Below are 15,400 nucleotides of genomic sequence, written 5' to 3'. Positions count from 1 at the left end.
TAGTCAGGGGCGGCGGATGCCGATCATGGAACGGTGGCTTAGGGTCGAGGGTGCCATGGCTCGTGTAATCCACGTCTTCCGCCAGCCCGACCGGTTCGTCGCAGGGACCGTCGGGGAACCTGGCGACCGCATCTTCTACCTGCAGGCGTCCGAGGATGTCCGCACCATCAGCGTGACCATCGAGAAGCAGCAGGTCGCGGTGCTCGCCGAGCGCCTGGCCTCGCTGCTGGAAGAGGTCGCCAACCGCTTCGGGGCGGACGTGCCCGAGGAGGTCCCCGACGACCTGGTCGACGTCGACCCGCTGAACGTGCCCGTCGAGGAGGAGTTCCGCGTCGGCACGATGGGCCTGGGCTGGGATGCCGAGAGCAAGGCGGTCGTCGTCGAGCTGCTCGCCATGACCGAGGGCGAGGTCGACGAGACGGTGGTGCTCGACGACACCGAGGAGGGCCCGGACGCGGTGCGGGTGTTCCTCAGCCCCGCGGCGGCGCGCGCCTTCGCCGAGCGCGCCGACCGGGTGGTCAACGCCGGGCGCAAGCCGTGCCCGCTGTGCGGCGAGCCCCTCGACCCGGCGGGCCACATCTGCCCGCGGCAGAACGGCTACCGCCGCGAGACCGATCTGGCCGAGGAATAACGTCCGTGGCCGAATCCCTCACCCCGACCGATCCCGCCGCGAAGCACCTGGTCGCCCATGGACGGCTCGAGGTCGAAGGCCGCTTGGTGGACGCCTCCAACGTCACCCTGTTCTGCTCGGTCGAGCTGGACGGGATGTCCGCGAACGCCGTGTACAAGCCGATCTCGGGCGAACGGCCGCTGTGGGACTTCCCGGACGGCACCCTCGCCGGCCGCGAGGTCGCGACGTACCTGCTCTCCGACGCGTCCGGGCTGGGCAGCATCCCGCCGACGGTGCTGCGGGACGGCCCGTTCGGCGAGGGCATGGTGCAGCTGTGGATCGAGACCTCCGACGAGGAGCTGATCGACGTGCGCGCCCCGGCCGAGGTGCCGCCGGACTGGCGGGTCGTGCTGCACGCGCACGACCGGCTCGGCGACCCGGCGGTGCTCACCCACGCCGATCACCCCGGCATCCGCGACCTGGCGGTGCTCGACGTCGTCGCCAACAACACCGACCGCAAGGCCGGGCACGTACTCGCCGGGACCGACGGCCGTGTCTACGGCGTGGACCACGGCATCTGCCTGCACTCCGAGCCGAAGCTGCGGACCGTGCTGTGGGGCTGGATCGGCGACCCGCTGCCCGAGGACGCGGTGGAGAACCTGCGTGCCCTGCCGGAGAAGATCTACGGCGCGCTCGGCGAGGAGCTGTCGGCCCACCTGACGGGCCTGGAGATCGAGGCGATCGCCGGCCGGGCCGAGGCGCTGCTCGCGGCCGGGGTGTTCCCGGAGCCGGGGGACGACTGGCGCGCCATCCCATGGCCGCTGTTCTGAACCTCGACGACGCGGCGCGGGCCCGGCTGGCCGACCGGTTCGGTCCCGGCGTCGCGCAGTGGTGCGACGAGCTGCCCGGTCTGGTGGCCAAGCTCGCCCGCCGGTGGGGGGTGCGGGTCGAGCGCGCCGTCGCGGGCAACACCGGGCGAACCCTGTTGTGCCGCACCGAACGTGGCGAGCTCGTGGTCCTCAAGCTGACCCCGGAGCGCGATATCGCCGAGACCGAGGCCGCCGCGCTGCTCGCCTGGCGGGACTGTCCCCGGGTGGTGGACGTCCTCGACACCGACCTCGACGCCGGCGCGGTCCTGCTCGCCGGGATCGAGCCCGGCACCCCGCTCACCGAACGAGGCTGGACCGCGGCTGAGATCGACGAGTTGCTGCCGCAGCTGCACGCCGTCGCCGTGCCCGACGGCTTCCCGACACTCGCCGAGCGCGTGCGGTTCATGTTCGACCTGGCCGACCGCAGTGCCGAAGGATTCGTCGAGCCACGGCTGATGGTGGCCGCCCGCGCCGCGTCGCTCGACCTCGCCGCGGGCGGCTCCCGCTCCCTGCTGCACGGTGACCTGCATCCGGGCAACGTGCTCGCCGGCGCGGACGGGGTCGTGGTGATCGACCCACGTCCCTGCGTCGGTGACCCGGACTTCGACGCCGTGGACTGGGTGCTGCGTGCGGACCGCGCGCTCGACGAGGCGGTGGCCGCGCTGCCCTCGGCCGACCCGGTCCGGTTGCGCCGCTGGTCGCAGGCACTCGCCGTGCTGCTGGCGATCCGGCCGCTGCGCCGCGAAGGCCCGTCGGCGCACACCGACTCCCTGCTCGCCCTCGCCGAGTCGCTCTGACGCGCTGCGACCAATACGGTGAGCGTGTTCGCCCGAATACATCGCGTGCCGGCGCGTGACATCGCGCCGCGGCAGGTGTCTTGCATACCGAGGGCAGGGACGAGCGGGGGTACGAGTGACCGCGGTGGCCAAGACGGCGCAGCCGTCGCTGGACGACGCGACCCTGGTGGCCAGGGCGCGCGACGGCGACATGCGTGCCTATGAGGAACTGGTGCGCAGGTACCAGGGGCCGATGTACCGGCTGGCGTTTCGCATGCTCGGCAGCAGGGGCGACGCGGAGGACGTGGTGCAGGACGTGTTCCTGACCGTGTGGCGCCGCCTGGGCCAGCTGCAGCAGGACGCGGCGTTCGTCGGCTGGCTGTACCGGACGACGACCAACCGCTGCCTCAACACGATCCGGGCCCGGCGCCCGGTCGCCGACGTCGATCCCGACACGACCGAGACCCCGCGCGGGGACGCGAACCCCGAGCGTGCCGCGGAGGTGAGCGCCCAACTGGAAGCGCTCACCGAGGCGGTGCAGGCGCTGACGCCGGAACAACGGGCGTGCTGGCTGCTGCGGGAGGTCCACGGCCGGTCCTACGAGGAGATCGCGGACGCGGTGGACAGTTCGGCGACGGCGGTGCGCGGCCGGATCTTCCGCGCTCGCGCCCAGCTGGCGGAGGTGATGCGGCCATGGCGGTAGAGACCCGCTACGACCTGCCGTGCGGGCGGTCCCTGGACCGGGTGTGGGACCACCTCGACGCGCCGGACGAGCACGAGCTGAGCTGCCCGCACTGCTCGACGGCCCGCGAAAGCCTGCGCGCGCTGCGCGAAGCGACCGCCGAGCTGGCCGGCGAGCGGATCGAACCCCGGCGGGACCTGACCGACCGGATCATGAGCGCCGTGCGTGCCGAGGTCCGCCGGCACGGGGAGATGCTGCCGGTGCGGGCGGACGAGCCCGGCGGGCTGGAGGTGAGCGAACAGGCCGTCGCGGTCGTGCTGCGCTTCGCCGCCGACGAGATCGACGGGGTCCGCGCGCGGCGGTGCAAGGTCCGGGTGCTCGACCGCGACGCCGACGGCGAGACCCTGCTGTCCGCGGAGCTGACGGTCGCGGTGGCCTACCGCGACGACATGGCGGAGCTGTTGGCGTCGCTGCACGAACGCCTTCGTGCCGCCTGCGCGGCGAGCGTGGGGCTGCGTCTGGCGCGGCTCGACGTCGTGGTGGTGGATCTCTATGAGTGAGGCGGTGACGATGGGCATCGAGTGGGTGGTCGAGGAGCCGGTGGTGGCCGCTGTCGCCGCCGACGCCGCCCGCCGCACTCCCGGCGTGGCCAGGCTCGAAGCCGGGGTGGGCGGTCTCGTGCGCGCATGGGGGCGCGCGAAATGGCAGCAGGTCAAGGGGATCACGCCCGCACCGGCGGAAGGGGTGCTCGTGGAGCTCGGGGGCGACGCGGTCCGCGTCCGGCTGTCGATCGCGACCTCCGGCGACGCCCAGGCCGCGGCGGTCGCCCGCGCGGTGCAACACGCGGTGTACCGCGCTGTCACCCGCGACACCGGACTCGCCGTCGACGAGGTGTCCGTCACCGTGCTCGACATCGAACCGGTGGCGACCCGGTGACCGCCCGCACCGAGCTGGTCGCCCGCCTGCTGGCCGCCCTGTCCACTGTGGATGGCCTGCGGCCCGCGACGCCGATGGTCCGGTCCACTCCGGGCTGGGGCCTGGACGCGCTGGCCGTCGACGCCGACGAGGAGCTGGTGCAGATCCGGCTCGTCGCGACCGCGCTGCCGTTGCCGCCGCTGCTGGCCGCGGCAGGCGAGCTCGTCGCCAAGACCCTCGTCGGCACGCCGTTCCAGAACGCCCGTGTGCGTCTCGTGGTGACCGATGTGGACGCTGAGGCTTTCGAAGCCCGGGAGATTCCCCGGATCGGACCGTGACGTTCGCGCCGGTGCGGGGTCTTTTCCTGTGTAAGAGGAGAGAAGGACAAGGAGAGCCGAGATGACCACCAACACCGAAGGCAAGAACACCACGAGCGGCGCCGGAGCGGTGGGCCGGTCGGAGACCAGTACCCCGCTGGTCACCAGCCACGGCACCACCACCATCGCGAGCACCGTCGTGCAGAAGATCGCGGGCCTTGCGGCCAGGGAGATCCACGGCGTGTACGACCTGGGCGGCGGCATGACCCGTGCGTTCGGCGCCATCCGCGACCGCATCCCCGGCGCGAACGCCAGCGCCGGCCAAGGTGTGTCGGTCGAGGTGGGGGAGAAGCAGGCCGCGGTGGACCTGCAGATCGTCGTCGAGTACGGGGTCGCGATCGCCGATGTCGCCCGCTCCGTGCGGGTCAACACCATCACCGCGATCGAGCAGATGACCGGGCTGGAGGTCGTCGAGGTCAACATCGCCGTCAACGACGTGCACCTGCCCGGCGACGACGAGGAAGCCGTCCCCGCGACCGGGCGGGTGGAGTGACCATGACACCCACCGTGCTGGGCCTGCTGACCGGGCTCGTGCTGGGCCTGGCCGCCGCGTTCGGCGGGTTCGGGGCCTTCCTGGTCGTCGCGGTCCTCGCCGGGCTGGGCCTGCTCGCCGGGCGCGTGCTCGAGGGCAAGCTCGACCTGTCGCAGCTCACCGGGCGGGACCGGCGATGACCGTCGCCGAGATCCCGGCCGCCGCGCGGGGCACCACCACCGTCGCCGAGCGGGCCGTCGAGCGGATCGCGGGGCAGCTGGTCACCGAGATGGGCGGGGTCGGCGGTTCGTCCCGCCGGCTTCTCGGAGTCACCTTCGGCGGCGGCGAGGCCCCGAACGTCGACGCCACGGTCCGTGGGGAGCACGTGAGCCTGGATGTGGAGCTGTCGGTGTCCTACCCGGCGTCGGTCGCCCGGACCACCGAAGCCGCCCGCCAGCAGCTGACCCGTGAGGTCGGCGAGCTGACCGGGCTCGCCGTGGACCGCGTCGACATCACCGTCACGGCCTTGCGCGGCGACCGCTCGGGCGCGGGGAGGGTGCGATGATCCGCCGCTCCCGGCGCAGTCTCGCCGCAACCGTCGTCGCACTCGTCGGGCTCGCCGCCTGCGCGCTGGTCGCGACCAGCGCGATCCAGCTGTTGCTGCACAAGACGCCGGTGCTCGACTACACCCGCGCCGCGAACGCGGCACACGACACGAACTGGAGCGAGCTGCCCGTCGTGATCGGCGGCGCCGTGCTCGCCGCGCTGGGCCTGGCACTGCTGCTGCCCGCGGTGCTGCCGGGGCGCCCGCTCGTGCTGCCACTGCGGGAGACGGGCGCGCCACTGATCTCCGGCGCCGGTACCCGCGGCATGGCCGCGGTGTTGCGCTCGGCCGCCGAGTCCGTCGAGGGCGTGGCCGCGGTGAAGCTCAAGCTGCGCCGCAAGACGGTCACCGCCAGGGTGGACGCCGGCCGGCTCGCCCCCGAGGACCTGGGGGAGCAGGTGCGCGCGGCGCTGGAGGACCAGCTCGGCCGCATCGACCCGGCGACCCGCCCGCACGTGCGGGTCCACATCGGCGGGACGTCCTGATGGCGAGCCTCAACCGCCCCGCGCGGCTCAACCGGTCGCTGCTCGCCGTCTTCGGGCTGGTGCTGCTGGCCGCCGGCGCCTTCGCGATCACCACGTCCTACGGCTGGCTGCGCCTGGTGGACCGGGACCGGCCGCTGGTGCCCGGCGCCGCGCTGCCGCCGACATGGGTGCTGTACCTGGTCGTGGTGGCGGTCATCGTGCTCGGCCTGTTGTGCCTGCGCTGGCTGGGCGCACAGGCGCTGCGCCGCCCGAAGACCACGACGTGGCGGTGGGAAAGCGTGACCCAGGACGGCGGGACGCGCCTCGACGCGAGCGTGGCCACCGGCCCGTTCGCCGAGGACGTCGGGCGCTACCCGGGTGTGGAGACCGCCGACGCGACGCTGTCGGGCACCCAGGACGACCCGACCCTGCTGGTCACCGTGACCGCGGGCGCCGAGGCGGACCTCGCCCAGCTGCGGCAGCGGATCGCCGAGGACGCCGTCGCCCGCCTCCGGCAGGCGCTCGACCTGGCCGAGCTGCCGACCGTGGTGGAGTTCCGCTTCGCCGACCAGCCGGGCACCCGCGTCCGTTAGGAGGCCGCGTCGTAGACGGCGCGGGCGCACGCGATCTCGCCGCGGTGCCGTTCCGCCCAGCCCAGCAACCCGGACAGCGACGCGTACAGCTCGCGCGCCATGTCGGTGAGCGTGTACTCGACCTTCGGCGGCACGGTGGGGTAGACGGTGCGCACGAGCAGCCCGTCGCGTTCGAGCTTGCGCAGGTTGAGCGTCAGCATCCGGCGGCTGATGCCCTCTACGGTGCGTTCCAGCTCGGTGAAGCGCACCGGGCCGTTCGCCGCGGCGACGATGATGCCGATGCTCCACTTGCCCGCGACGTGGTCGAGCACCTCGACGATCGGGCAGGCCTCGGCGAGCTGAGTGGCCATCCCGGCGGTGGTCTCTGTCATGACCCGGCCTCCCGACCTGGACGGTTACCCCGGTGTGCCAGTGGCACACGAAACTGCCTTCTTCCCCAGCATCTCACAGACACACAAGATGGCCACTGTTACAAATCGTGCCCTCTTGGAGGTCAGGTGCTCCGGACAATGCCCACCACCGAACGGCGGCGCCGGCTCGCGCTCGCCGTGCTGTGCGCGCAGACGCTGATGATCGTGCTCGACCAGACGATCGTGAACGTCGCGCTCCCGTCCATCCGCGACGACCTCGGCTTCAGCCAGGCCGGGCTCGCCTGGGTCGTCAACGCCTACCTGATCGCCTTCGGCGGTCTGCTGCTGCTCAGCGGACGGCTCGGCGACCTCGTCGGCCGGCGCCGCGTGTTCCTCACCGGCCTGGTCGTGTTCACCGTCTCCTCGTTGCTGTGCGGGCTGGCCTGGAACAGCGGGGTCCTCATCGCCGCGCGGTTCGCGCAGGGCATCGGCGGCGCGGCCTCGTCCGCGGTCGTGCTCAGCATGATCGTCGGCCTGTTCCCGGCCACCCGGGAGCGGGCGAAAGCGATCGGCGCGTTCAGCTTCGTGCAGGCCGCCGGGGGCTCGATCGGCAGCGTGGCGGGCGGGGTGCTCACCGAGACCGTCAGCTGGCACTGGATCTTCCTGATCAACCTGCCCATCGGGCTCGTGACCGCGACGGCGCGCTGCGCGTCCTCGACGCCGACACCGGGCCGGGCCTGCGGGCGGGCGCGGACGTGCTCGGCGCGATGCTCGTCACCGCGGCCCTGATGCTGGGCGTCTACGCGATCGTCGAGCTGGATCTGCGGGCGGGCGTGCCGGCGGTGCTGCTGCTGATCGCGTTCCTGCTGCGCCAGGCCAAGGCGGCGAAGCCCCTGCTGCCGTTGCGGCTGTTCACCTCGCGCACCCTGGCGGGCGCCAACGGCGTGCAGGCGCTGCTGGTCGCGGCGGCGTTCGGCTTCCAGTTCCTGGTCGTGCTGTACCTGCGGCTGGTACTGGGCCTCTCGGCCGAGCGAACGGGACTGGCGATGCTGCCGGTCGCCGTCGCGATCGCCGTGGTGTCGCTCCTCGTGTCGGCGCGGGTCACCCAGGCCTTCGGCGAGCGGGCCGTCCTGCTCACCGGCCTCACGCTGATGACCGGGGGCCTCGTGCTGCTGGCCCGGATCCCGGCCGACGGCGGTTATCTGGCCGACGTGCTGCCCGCGACCCTGGTGCTGGGCGTCGGCTTCGGGCTCGCCATGCCCGCGTTGATGGCGCTGGGCATGAGCGACGCGGCGCCGGCGGAGACCGGGCTGGCGTCGGGGCTGTTCAACACGACCCAGCAGGTCGCGGGCGCACTCGGGCTGTCCGCCCTCGCCGTGCTCGCCGCCACGCGGACCGGCGGGATGCCGACCCCCTCCGGGGAAGCGCTTACTTCCGGTTACCGGCTCGCTTTCCTCGCCGCCGCCGCCCTGGTCGCCGCCGCCACGGTGCTCGCCGGGTTCGTCTTCACGCCCCGGCGTGGCGCCGCGACGCGGTGAGGAGTCCGGCGCTACCGTCCCCGATCGTGCGATCCCACTCGTATGACGACGTCTTCGCCGCGCCGCGCAAGCGGAAGATCCCCGAGATCGACGCGGAGCCCGGGCTCGTGGTCGAAGAGCCGGGCAGCGGCTTCTGCGGCGCCGTGGTCCGCCTGGAGCGCGAGCTCGTCGTGCTCGAGGACCGCCACGGCAGGCACCGGGTGTTCCCGCTCAGCCCGGCCGGCTTCCTGCTCGAGGGCAAGCCGGTCACCCTCGTGCCGCCCACGCCCGCCGCGAAGCCGGCCCGCACCATCTCGGCGTCGGGCTCGGTCAAGGTGCAGGGCCTGCGGGCACGCACCGCCCGCGACTCGCGGATCTGGGTCGAGGGCAAGCACGACGCCGAGCTCGTCGAACGCGTGTGGGGACACGACCTGCGGGTCGAGGGCGTGGTGGTCGAGCCGCTGGACGGCGTCGACGTGCTCGCGCAGCGCATCGACGAGTTCGGCACCGGGCCCGACCGGCGCCTCGGCGTCCTGGTCGACCATCTGGTCGCGGGGAGTAAGGAGTCCCGCCTCGTCGACGCGATCCGCGACGAGCACGTCCTGGTGACCGGCCACCCGTACATCGACATCTGGCAGGCCGTCAAACCCGCCGCCGTCGGCATCCGCGCCTGGCCCACCGTGCCCCGCGGCACCCCCTGGAAGGAGGGCATCTGCGCCGCGCTCGGCTGGGGCGAGCCGTACGAGGGCTGGCAGCGGGTGCTCGGCGCGGTGTCCAGCTTCCGCGAGCTGGAGACCCCGCTCATCGGCGCGGTGGAGCGGCTGATCGACTTCGTGACGACGCCGGAAGGCTGATCGGGCCCGGTGTTTTCGCGTGTTCGCTGGCTGTGACCGGTCACTTTCTGCCACGATGAGGCCATGACCCCGGCCCTGATCTGGCTGATCGCAGGCATCGTGCTGATGGCTGCCGAGGTCGTCTCCGGCGACCTCGTGCTCCTGATGCTCGGCGGCGGCGCCCTGGTCGGCGCCGCATCGGCCGCGTTCACCGGGAACCCGGTCATCGACGTGATCGTGTTCGCCGTCGCCTCGACGGCGTTGCTGTGGCTGGCCCGCCCCGCGCTCAAGCGCCGCTTCCTGCACGGGCCCGAGATCAGGATGGGCCCGGAGGCGCTGATCGGCACGCACGGCGTGGTCGTGTCGGCGGTCAACGGCGACGGCGGCCAGGTGAAGCTGGGCGGCGACCTCTGGTCGGCCCGCAGCGTGGCCGAAGGTCAGCGGATCGAGCCCGGCACCAAGGTGACCGTGGTACAGATAGCGGGCGCCACGGCCGTGGTCGTCCCGGAGTCATGAACCGACCAACTGCACAACGGGAGAGATCTTGGGAACCGCAGCGATCATAGTTGTCGCGGTCATCGCCCTGTTCGTGATCGTCACGATCGCGAAGGCGATCATGGTGGTCCCGCAGGCCCAGTCCGCCGTCATCGAACGGCTGGGCCGCTTCCGCACCGTCGCCTCGCCGGGACTGAACTTCCTGGTGCCGTTCCTGGACAAGGTGCGCGCCCGGATCGACCTGCGCGAGCAGGTCGTGTCGTTCCCGCCGCAGCCGGTGATCACCGAGGACAACCTGACCGTGTCGATCGACACCGTCGTCTACTTCCAGGTGACCGACTCACGCGCCGCGGTCTACGAGATCTCGAACTACATCGTCGGTGTGGAGCAGCTGACCACCACCACGCTGCGGAACGTGGTCGGTGGCATGACCCTGGAGCAGGCGCTGACCTCGCGCGACCAGATCAACAGCCAGCTGCGCGGGGTGCTGGACGAGGCGACCGGCCGGTGGGGCATCCGGGTCGCCCGCGTCGAGCTCAAGGCGATCGACCCGCCGCCGTCCATCCAGGACTCGATGGAGAAGCAGATGCGCGCGGACCGGGAGAAGCGCGCGATGATCCTCAACGCCGAGGGCCAGCGGGAGGCCTCGATCAAGACCGCGGAGGGGCAGAAGCAGTCGCAGATCCTCGCGGCGGAGGGCCAGAAGCAGGCGACGATCATGGCCGCGGAGGCCGACCGGCAGTCGCGCATCCTGCGCGCGCAGGGTGAGCGGGCCGCCCGCTACCTGCAGGCGCAGGGCCAGGCGAAGGCGATCGAGAAGGTGTTCGCCGCGGTGAAGGCCGGGCGCCCGACGCCGGAGGTGCTGGCCTACCAGTACCTGCAGACCCTGCCGCAGATGGCACAGGGCGACGCGAACAAGGTGTGGCTGGTGCCCAGCGACTACGGCAAGGCGCTGGAGGGCTTCGCCCGCGCGTTCGGCAAGTCCGGCGACGACGGCGTGTTCCGCTACGAGCCGGCCGCCGACGAGGACGTCACGCCCCCGACCTTCGACGACGACGATGTGGCCAGCTGGTTCGACACCTCCACCGACCCGCGGATCGCCGAGGCGGTGCGCGAGGCGGAGAAGGTCGCCCGCCAGGAGGTGCCCGGGCCGCTGGGCAGCACCCCGCCCGCCCCGTCGGCGGCGAACGTGCTGCGTGGTACCGGTTCGGCACCCGAGCCGGAGGAGGCGCAGGAGGCCGCCCCGGTCGACTCTCCACCTCCGGCGCCGCCGCAGGCCATCGCCCCGCAGCAGCCGCCGGCGCCGCAGCAGCAGGCGGGTCCGCCCACCGGCCCGCAGCCGGGTCTGCCGCTGCGCCAGCCCGGCCAGCACTACGGCACCCCGAACCCGCCGATCAGCCCCTACCCGACGCAGCAGCCGCCGCAGCCTCCGGGACCGCCGCAGGGCGGGCCGTTCCCGCGTCAGTAAGCGCTTTCACAACGCTGCCCCTCCTCCCGGGAGGAGGGGCAGCGTTTGTGTGTCAGGCCTTCGCCGGGCGCGCGTAAGCGCTGTGGTCGGTGATGTCAGAGCGCGAGCGGTCCTTGAGCAACCACCCGCACAGCGCGGTCACCACGACCGAGAGCACGATGTACGCCGAGATCGAGTACGGCGTGCCGGTCACCTGCAGGAGCCACGTTGCCAGCAGCGGCGCGGGACCACCGGCGAACACCGACGCCAGCTGGTAGCCCAGGCCGGCCCCGCCGTAGCGCAGGTGCGTCGGGAAGCTCTCGCCGATGAAGGCCGCCTGCGGCCCGTACTGCATGGCGTGCACGATCAGTGAGGCGATCACCACGATGAAGATCGCGACGTGCCCGCCGTCCTTGAGCACCGCGAAGTACGGGAAGGCCAGCACGCCGGTCAGCACCGCGCCGGTGAGGTAGACCTGCTTGCGCCCGAACCGGTCCGAGAGCTGGGAGAAGAACGGGATCGCGACCAGCTCCAGTGCGGCCGCGACCAGTACGGCGTTGAGCACGAACGTCTTCGAGTAGTGGTGCTGCGCCACCACGTACACCAGGACGTAGCTGGTGAACAGGTAGAACGGCATCTGCTCGCTGAAGCGCAGCCCGGCCGAGAGCAGGATCTCCCGCCAGTGGTGCTTGATCGCGTCGGTGACCGGGCTGCGCGAGGTCTGCTGCTTGGCCACGACGGCGGCGAACATCGGGGTCTCGAGGATCCGCAGCCGGATCACCAGCCCGATCCCGACGAGCACGAAGCTGAGCAGGAACGGGATGCGCCAGCCCCAGGAGTCGAACGCGGCGTCGGAGAGCACCGCCGAGAGCAGGGTCATGCCGCCGGTGCCGAGCACGAGCCCGACCGGCACCCCGATCTGCGCGAAGCTGCCGAGCAGCCCGCGCTTGCGCTGGTCGCCCCATTCCATCGCGAGCAGCACCGAGCCGCTCCACTCGCCGCCGATCGCGATGCCCTGGATCAGCCGCAGGCCGACCAGGATCAGCGGCGCCGCGATCCCGATCGTGCTCGCCCCGGGCAGCAGGCCGACCAGCGCCGACCCGATGCCCATCAGCAACAGCGTGATCACGAGCGTGACCTTGCGGCCGATCCGGTCCCCCCAGTAGCCGAAGATCGCGGCGCCGACAGGCCGCGCCGCGAACCCGACCGCGTAGGTGGCGAAGGACTGCATCGCGCCCGCATAGCTGCTGGACGCGGGGAAGAACAGGTGGGGGAAGATCAGCGCCGCGGCGGTGTTGTAGAGGAAGAAGTCGTACCACTCGATGGTCGTGCCGATCGCGCTGGCGATCGCGGCTCGGCGGACCTGGGTGCGCTGTTCGGTGGCTTGGCTGTCGATGACCTTGTTCGCCTCGTTGCGTCCGAGAACCATCATGGCCTCCAGTGACCGGCATCACTCTTCCGGAAACCTTCGCTGACAAAACGGGCGAAGTCCAGCCCGGGTGGACAACCACTTTCCGCGATCTTCGCCGGGACGGCTCCCACCAGGTCCTTCGATCAACGGCGGGGCAGTGCTCTAGAACTCGACCGGCGCCAGGGCCGGACGCTTCGCGCTGACCGTGTCCCCGGAGGACTCGCCGCGCAGGCGGCGCCGGAGCCACGGCAGCGCGTGCTCCCGGGCCCACCGCAGGTTCTCCGCCCGCTGCCGGCGGGGGTGCACGGTCGGGCGCGGCCCGAGCGCTGCGGGGGTCAGCTCGTGCGGCACGCCCAGCACGTCGAGCACGGCGATGGCCACCTCGGCGTGGCCCAGCGAGTTCAGGTGCAGCCGGTCGGCCGACCACAGCCGCCGGTCCCGCAGCTGCCGCATCGCCCACATGTCCACCACGCGCGCGCCGTGCCGGGCGGCGATGACGCGGGCGTGCTCGTTGTAGATCGCGGTGCGGCCACGCATCTTGCGGAACAGGGGATCCTCGACGCCGTCGACGCCGGTGAACAGCACTACGGTCGCCCCGGTCTCGGCCAGCCGGGCGACCGCCTTGTCGTACTCCTCGGCGAGCGCGTCGATGTCCACCTTCGGGCGCATCAGGTCGTTGCCGCCCGCGTACAGGGTCACCAGGTCCGGCTCCATCGCCAGCGCGGGCTCCAGCTGCTCGGAGAGCACCTGGCCCAGCAGCCTGCCCCGGATCGCGAGGTTGGCGTAGCGGAAGCCGGGTTCACGGGCGGCCAGGGTCTCGGCGAGCCGGTCGGCCCAGCCCCGGACGCCGTTCGGGCGGCCGGGATCGGGGTCGCCGACACCTTCGGTGAACGAGTCGCCGAGGGCAACTAAGCACTTGCTCATACCGAAAGCGTAGCCGCGCGCCGGCGGTGCTCCGCGACGTGGACCCGGGTCGCGCACCGGGTCGAGCAGAACCGCCGCCGCCCGTTGCGGGAGGTGTCCACGAACACGGTCGAGCAGTCCTCGCCTGCGCACGCACCCATTCGCGAAGGGGCCTCGCACAGCAGGTGTGCGATCCCGCCGGCGGTATACGCCCGCACCCGCTGTGCGCCGTCGGCGTGCTCGCTCGCGTAGTGCAGGTGCGCGGGCTTGCCGTCGTGCCGCGAGACGTAGGGGCGGCAGGCGGAGTCGGCGAGCAGCTGGTTGACCAGGTCGACCCGGCGGTCCGGATCGGCCTCGGCGAACACCTCGCGCAGCCGGCGTGCCCATTCGCCCACCGCGGCCGCGTCCTCGGCCGAGATCGACGAGACGGACATGCCGTTCGCGCGCAGCGTCCGGGCCAGTTCGTCCGCCGGAGCCGGGCCCAGGTTCACCAGCGCGGCGGCTACCTGTGCCGCCGCACCACCGTAAGGGTTGAAGTGCACTGAACCATTACACCATGCTGGCGTCATGACGGACTCGCGATGCCCGCACTGCGGCTGCCCCCTCGCCGAGCTCCTGCCCGGTTCGGTCCACCGCGCCGCCGAGGGCAGGGTCGGCTACCGCCGGTGCGCCTGCGGGGAGTGGCTGGTCGAGATCGACGGAATAGTCGTCGGGAGCACCGGGTTGTCCCGATCATGACGCGACGCGGAGTGGTGTTGGGTGGCGGCGGCGTAGCCGGAATCGCCTGGGAGACGGGATATCTGACGGGGCTGGCGGAAGCGGGCCGCTCAGTGCTCGACGCGGACCTGTTCGTCGGCACCTCCGCCGGCTCGACGGTCGCCGCACAGGTCACCAGCGGTGTCCTGCTGCCGGAGCTGTACCAGCGGCAGGTGGACCCAGCGCTGCAGACACCCGAACTCGCCGCGGTCCTCGACGGCGACGCGATCACGGACCTGTTCGGCTCCGCCTACGCAGGCGCCACCGGCAAGCTCGACGCGCGGCGGCGGGTGGGCGCGCTGGCCCTCGAAGCCCCCACCATCCCCGAACCCGAGCGGCGCGCCGTGGTCGCCGCCCGGCTGCCCAAGCACTCCTGGCCCGAAGCCGAGCTGAGGATCGTGGCGGTCGACGCACACTCCGGCGAGGAGCGGGTCTTCGACAGGACATCGGGGGTGGACCTGGTCGACGCGGTCGCGGCGAGCTGCGCCGTGCCCGCCACCTGGCCGCCGGTGACCATCGGCGAACGCCGCTACATCGACGGCGGCATCCGCTCGGCCGAGAACGCCGACCTCGCCCTGGGCTGCACGCGGGTCCTGGTCCTGCAGGTCATGGAGATCCCCGAGCCGGCCGACCTCGACGAACAGGTCGCGACGCTGCGCGCCGACGGCGCCCGGGTGGCCGTCGTGCGGCCCGACGAATCCGCGAAGACCGCATTGGGACCGAACCTGCTGGACCCCGCGGTGCGGGCACCGGCCGCGAAGGCCGGTTACGAGCAGGGTCTGCGCGAGGCGGCGGACCTGGCCTGGTTCTGGGCCTGATCAGCGGGTCCTGTCCAGGTTGAGCCGGTCGCCGATCCCGGTGACGGTCAGCGGCCGGATGGCCCAGCGGTTGTCGCCGGTCACCACCCGCATCGTGACGCCGCGGTGCCGGGCGAGCAGATCCGCGTAGAGCAGCGACGACAGCCCGGCGGCGCCGAGGAAGTCCACTTCGGACAGATCGACGACCAGCGTGCGCAAAGTGCCGCGCAGCCTGGCCACGAGCAGCTCGGTGAGCCGGGGTGCGGTGAGCACGTCCACCTCGCCGCGGACGAGCACCACCGCGGTGCGGGGTCTCGGGCGACGCACGCGCAGCCTTAGCGGCGGCGCGAAGCCGTGCTCGGCGGATTCACCGGAAGGCCGCTGCCGGGGCAGGGTCAACCTCGTCTGCTGCTCCTGGAAAGCATCTGCCGCGGTCACGGCGCCTCCAACTTCCACCCGTGGGAACGAGGTGGATCAGACGGCTTCAGTGACGGCTACGGGCTTAACCGTGTTCTTGGCAGTGTAATTC

Annotated in this window: 24 protein-coding genes; 19 read left to right on the top strand and 5 right to left on the bottom strand. The window is 72.2% G+C overall.

The window, feature by feature from the left end; translation table 11 throughout:
* The first annotated feature begins 55 nt into the window (after nt 1-55).
* The 12 genes from LWP59_RS19105 to LWP59_RS19050 all read left to right on the top strand — a co-directional run bounded on the left by LWP59_RS19105 (nt 56) and on the right by LWP59_RS19050 (nt 6,362).
* Entirely contained in the window at nt 56-631 is a 576-nt protein-coding gene (locus LWP59_RS19105; protein WP_144639660.1) for a DUF3090 domain-containing protein, read from the top strand.
* Nucleotides 632-636: 5 nt separating this feature from the next.
* Entirely contained in the window at nt 637-1,440 is an 804-nt protein-coding gene (locus LWP59_RS19100; RefSeq protein ID WP_229857533.1) for an SCO1664 family protein, read from the top strand.
* Nucleotides 1,425-2,276, top strand: a complete 852-nt coding sequence (locus tag LWP59_RS19095) for an aminoglycoside phosphotransferase family protein (protein ID WP_144639658.1) — start codon at nt 1,425-1,427, stop codon at nt 2,274-2,276. Before LWP59_RS19100 ends, LWP59_RS19095 begins: the two co-directional genes overlap by 16 nt.
* A gap of 115 nt (nt 2,277-2,391) precedes the next feature.
* On the top strand, nt 2,392-2,958 hold the full coding sequence (locus LWP59_RS19090; RefSeq protein WP_144639655.1) for an RNA polymerase sigma factor: 567 nt from the start codon (nt 2,392-2,394) through the stop codon (nt 2,956-2,958).
* Nucleotides 2,949-3,497, top strand: coding sequence for an Asp23/Gls24 family envelope stress response protein (locus tag LWP59_RS19085; RefSeq protein ID WP_144639653.1), 549 nt, complete (start codon nt 2,949-2,951; stop codon nt 3,495-3,497). Before LWP59_RS19090 ends, LWP59_RS19085 begins: the two co-directional genes overlap by 10 nt.
* Entirely contained in the window at nt 3,490-3,873 is a 384-nt protein-coding gene (locus LWP59_RS19080; protein ID WP_229857535.1) for an Asp23/Gls24 family envelope stress response protein, read from the top strand. Before LWP59_RS19085 ends, LWP59_RS19080 begins: the two co-directional genes overlap by 8 nt.
* Nucleotides 3,870-4,190, top strand: coding sequence for a hypothetical protein (locus tag LWP59_RS19075; protein ID WP_144639651.1), 321 nt, complete (start codon nt 3,870-3,872; stop codon nt 4,188-4,190). Before LWP59_RS19080 ends, LWP59_RS19075 begins: the two co-directional genes overlap by 4 nt.
* Nucleotides 4,191-4,251: 61 nt before the next feature.
* Nucleotides 4,252-4,722, top strand: coding sequence for an Asp23/Gls24 family envelope stress response protein (locus tag LWP59_RS19070; RefSeq protein WP_144639649.1), 471 nt, complete (start codon nt 4,252-4,254; stop codon nt 4,720-4,722).
* A 2-nt stretch (nt 4,723-4,724) separates the two neighbouring features.
* A complete protein-coding gene (locus tag LWP59_RS19065) occupies nt 4,725-4,901 on the top strand; it encodes a hypothetical protein (RefSeq protein WP_186383287.1) in 177 nt (58 codons plus the stop codon).
* On the top strand, nt 4,898-5,266 hold the full coding sequence (locus LWP59_RS19060) for an Asp23/Gls24 family envelope stress response protein (RefSeq protein ID WP_144639647.1): 369 nt from the start codon (nt 4,898-4,900) through the stop codon (nt 5,264-5,266). The genes LWP59_RS19065 and LWP59_RS19060 overlap by 4 nt, the downstream gene beginning before the upstream one ends.
* Nucleotides 5,263-5,790 (top strand): DUF6286 domain-containing protein, encoded by a 528-nt coding sequence (locus tag LWP59_RS19055; RefSeq protein WP_144639645.1) that lies wholly within the window; start codon nt 5,263-5,265, stop codon nt 5,788-5,790. Before LWP59_RS19060 ends, LWP59_RS19055 begins: the two co-directional genes overlap by 4 nt.
* Nucleotides 5,790-6,362: an Asp23/Gls24 family envelope stress response protein gene (locus LWP59_RS19050; protein ID WP_144639643.1), complete on the top strand. Its 573-nt coding sequence runs from the start codon at nt 5,790-5,792 to the stop codon at nt 6,360-6,362. The genes LWP59_RS19055 and LWP59_RS19050 overlap by 1 nt, the downstream gene beginning before the upstream one ends.
* Here the strand turns inward: LWP59_RS19050 and LWP59_RS19045 are convergent.
* On the bottom strand, nt 6,359-6,712 hold the full coding sequence (locus LWP59_RS19045; RefSeq protein WP_144639692.1) for a winged helix-turn-helix transcriptional regulator: 354 nt from the start codon (nt 6,710-6,712) through the stop codon (nt 6,359-6,361). The genes LWP59_RS19050 and LWP59_RS19045 overlap by 4 nt on opposite strands.
* 159 nt (nt 6,713-6,871) lie before the next feature.
* On the opposite strand from LWP59_RS19045, the gene LWP59_RS40755 reads away from it, so the two are divergent.
* From LWP59_RS40755 to LWP59_RS19025, 5 genes are all read left to right on the top strand, one after another.
* Complete coding sequence (locus LWP59_RS40755; RefSeq protein ID WP_308431706.1) at nt 6,872-7,501, top strand: MFS transporter; 630 nt, start codon at nt 6,872-6,874, stop codon at nt 7,499-7,501.
* Complete coding sequence (locus LWP59_RS40750; RefSeq protein ID WP_308431707.1) at nt 7,480-8,250, top strand: MFS transporter; 771 nt, start codon at nt 7,480-7,482, stop codon at nt 8,248-8,250. The genes LWP59_RS40755 and LWP59_RS40750 overlap by 22 nt, the downstream gene beginning before the upstream one ends.
* A gap of 26 nt (nt 8,251-8,276) precedes the next feature.
* Nucleotides 8,277-9,083 (top strand): DUF3097 domain-containing protein, encoded by an 807-nt coding sequence (locus LWP59_RS19035; protein ID WP_144639640.1) that lies wholly within the window; start codon nt 8,277-8,279, stop codon nt 9,081-9,083.
* 63 nt (nt 9,084-9,146) lie between these two features.
* A complete protein-coding gene (locus LWP59_RS19030; protein ID WP_144639638.1) occupies nt 9,147-9,578 on the top strand; it encodes an NfeD family protein in 432 nt (143 codons plus the stop codon).
* Nucleotides 9,579-9,606: 28 nt separating this feature from the next.
* Nucleotides 9,607-11,025, top strand: coding sequence for an SPFH domain-containing protein (locus LWP59_RS19025; RefSeq protein WP_456151353.1), 1,419 nt, complete (start codon nt 9,607-9,609; stop codon nt 11,023-11,025).
* A gap of 52 nt (nt 11,026-11,077) precedes the next feature.
* On the opposite strand, the gene LWP59_RS19020 is transcribed toward LWP59_RS19025, so the two are convergent.
* From LWP59_RS19020 to LWP59_RS19010, 3 genes are all read right to left on the bottom strand, one after another.
* Nucleotides 11,078-12,433: an MFS transporter gene (locus LWP59_RS19020; protein WP_144639688.1), complete on the bottom strand. Its 1,356-nt coding sequence runs from the start codon at nt 12,431-12,433 to the stop codon at nt 11,078-11,080.
* Nucleotides 12,434-12,577: 144 nt separating this feature from the next.
* Nucleotides 12,578-13,339: an SGNH/GDSL hydrolase family protein gene (locus tag LWP59_RS19015; RefSeq protein ID WP_144639636.1), complete on the bottom strand. Its 762-nt coding sequence runs from the start codon at nt 13,337-13,339 to the stop codon at nt 12,578-12,580.
* Nucleotides 13,336-13,860, bottom strand: a complete 525-nt coding sequence (locus tag LWP59_RS19010; protein WP_144639634.1) for a CGNR zinc finger domain-containing protein — start codon at nt 13,858-13,860, stop codon at nt 13,336-13,338. The genes LWP59_RS19015 and LWP59_RS19010 overlap by 4 nt, the downstream gene beginning before the upstream one ends.
* Before the next feature lie 25 nt (nt 13,861-13,885).
* Between LWP59_RS19010 and LWP59_RS19005 the strand changes: the two genes are divergently transcribed.
* Nucleotides 13,886-14,056, top strand: a complete 171-nt coding sequence (locus LWP59_RS19005) for a hypothetical protein (RefSeq protein WP_186383286.1) — start codon at nt 13,886-13,888, stop codon at nt 14,054-14,056.
* Nucleotides 14,053-14,892: a patatin-like phospholipase family protein gene (locus LWP59_RS19000; protein WP_144639632.1), complete on the top strand. Its 840-nt coding sequence runs from the start codon at nt 14,053-14,055 to the stop codon at nt 14,890-14,892. The genes LWP59_RS19005 and LWP59_RS19000 overlap by 4 nt, the downstream gene beginning before the upstream one ends.
* Here the strand turns inward: LWP59_RS19000 and LWP59_RS18995 are convergent, their stop codons facing one another.
* Entirely contained in the window at nt 14,893-15,309 is a 417-nt protein-coding gene (locus tag LWP59_RS18995; protein ID WP_186383285.1) for an STAS domain-containing protein, read from the bottom strand.
* Nucleotides 15,310-15,400: the final 91 nt, after the last annotated feature.

Origin of the sequence: Amycolatopsis acidiphila (assembly GCF_021391495.1) — a bacterium.
Lineage (GTDB): Bacteria > Actinomycetota > Actinomycetes > Mycobacteriales > Pseudonocardiaceae > Amycolatopsis_E > Amycolatopsis_E acidiphila.
This window is presented reverse-complemented; position numbering and strand designations above follow the sequence as displayed.

Bases quoted from the DNA above. Each gene is read 5' to 3' on its own strand.
- LWP59_RS19105 (WP_144639660.1), top strand. From the start codon at position 56: ATGGCTCGTGTAATCCACGTCTTCCGCCAGCCCGACCGGTTCGTCGCA.
- LWP59_RS19095 (WP_144639658.1), top strand. From the start codon at position 1,425: ATGGCCGCTGTTCTGAACCTCGACGACGCGGCGCGGGCCCGGCTGGCC.
- LWP59_RS19085 (WP_144639653.1), top strand. From the start codon at position 2,949: ATGGCGGTAGAGACCCGCTACGACCTGCCGTGCGGGCGGTCCCTGGAC.
- LWP59_RS19080 (WP_229857535.1), top strand. From the start codon at position 3,490: ATGAGTGAGGCGGTGACGATGGGCATCGAGTGGGTGGTCGAGGAGCCG.
- LWP59_RS19070 (WP_144639649.1), top strand. From the start codon at position 4,252: ATGACCACCAACACCGAAGGCAAGAACACCACGAGCGGCGCCGGAGCG.
- LWP59_RS19065 (WP_186383287.1), top strand. From the start codon at position 4,725: ATGACACCCACCGTGCTGGGCCTGCTGACCGGGCTCGTGCTGGGCCTG.
- LWP59_RS19060 (WP_144639647.1), top strand. From the start codon at position 4,898: ATGACCGTCGCCGAGATCCCGGCCGCCGCGCGGGGCACCACCACCGTC.
- LWP59_RS19055 (WP_144639645.1), top strand. From the start codon at position 5,263: ATGATCCGCCGCTCCCGGCGCAGTCTCGCCGCAACCGTCGTCGCACTC.
- LWP59_RS19050 (WP_144639643.1), top strand. From the start codon at position 5,790: ATGGCGAGCCTCAACCGCCCCGCGCGGCTCAACCGGTCGCTGCTCGCC.
- LWP59_RS19045 (WP_144639692.1), bottom strand. From the start codon at position 6,712: ATGGCCACTCAGCTCGCCGAGGCCTGCCCGATCGTCGAGGTGCTCGAC.
- LWP59_RS40755 (WP_308431706.1), top strand. From the start codon at position 6,872: ATGCCCACCACCGAACGGCGGCGCCGGCTCGCGCTCGCCGTGCTGTGC.
- LWP59_RS40750 (WP_308431707.1), top strand. From the start codon at position 7,480: ATGCTCGTCACCGCGGCCCTGATGCTGGGCGTCTACGCGATCGTCGAG.
- LWP59_RS19030 (WP_144639638.1), top strand. From the start codon at position 9,147: ATGACCCCGGCCCTGATCTGGCTGATCGCAGGCATCGTGCTGATGGCT.
- LWP59_RS19020 (WP_144639688.1), bottom strand. From the start codon at position 12,433: ATGGTTCTCGGACGCAACGAGGCGAACAAGGTCATCGACAGCCAAGCC.
- LWP59_RS19015 (WP_144639636.1), bottom strand. From the start codon at position 13,339: ATGAGCAAGTGCTTAGTTGCCCTCGGCGACTCGTTCACCGAAGGTGTC.
- LWP59_RS19005 (WP_186383286.1), top strand. From the start codon at position 13,886: ATGACGGACTCGCGATGCCCGCACTGCGGCTGCCCCCTCGCCGAGCTC.
- LWP59_RS19000 (WP_144639632.1), top strand. From the start codon at position 14,053: ATGACGCGACGCGGAGTGGTGTTGGGTGGCGGCGGCGTAGCCGGAATC.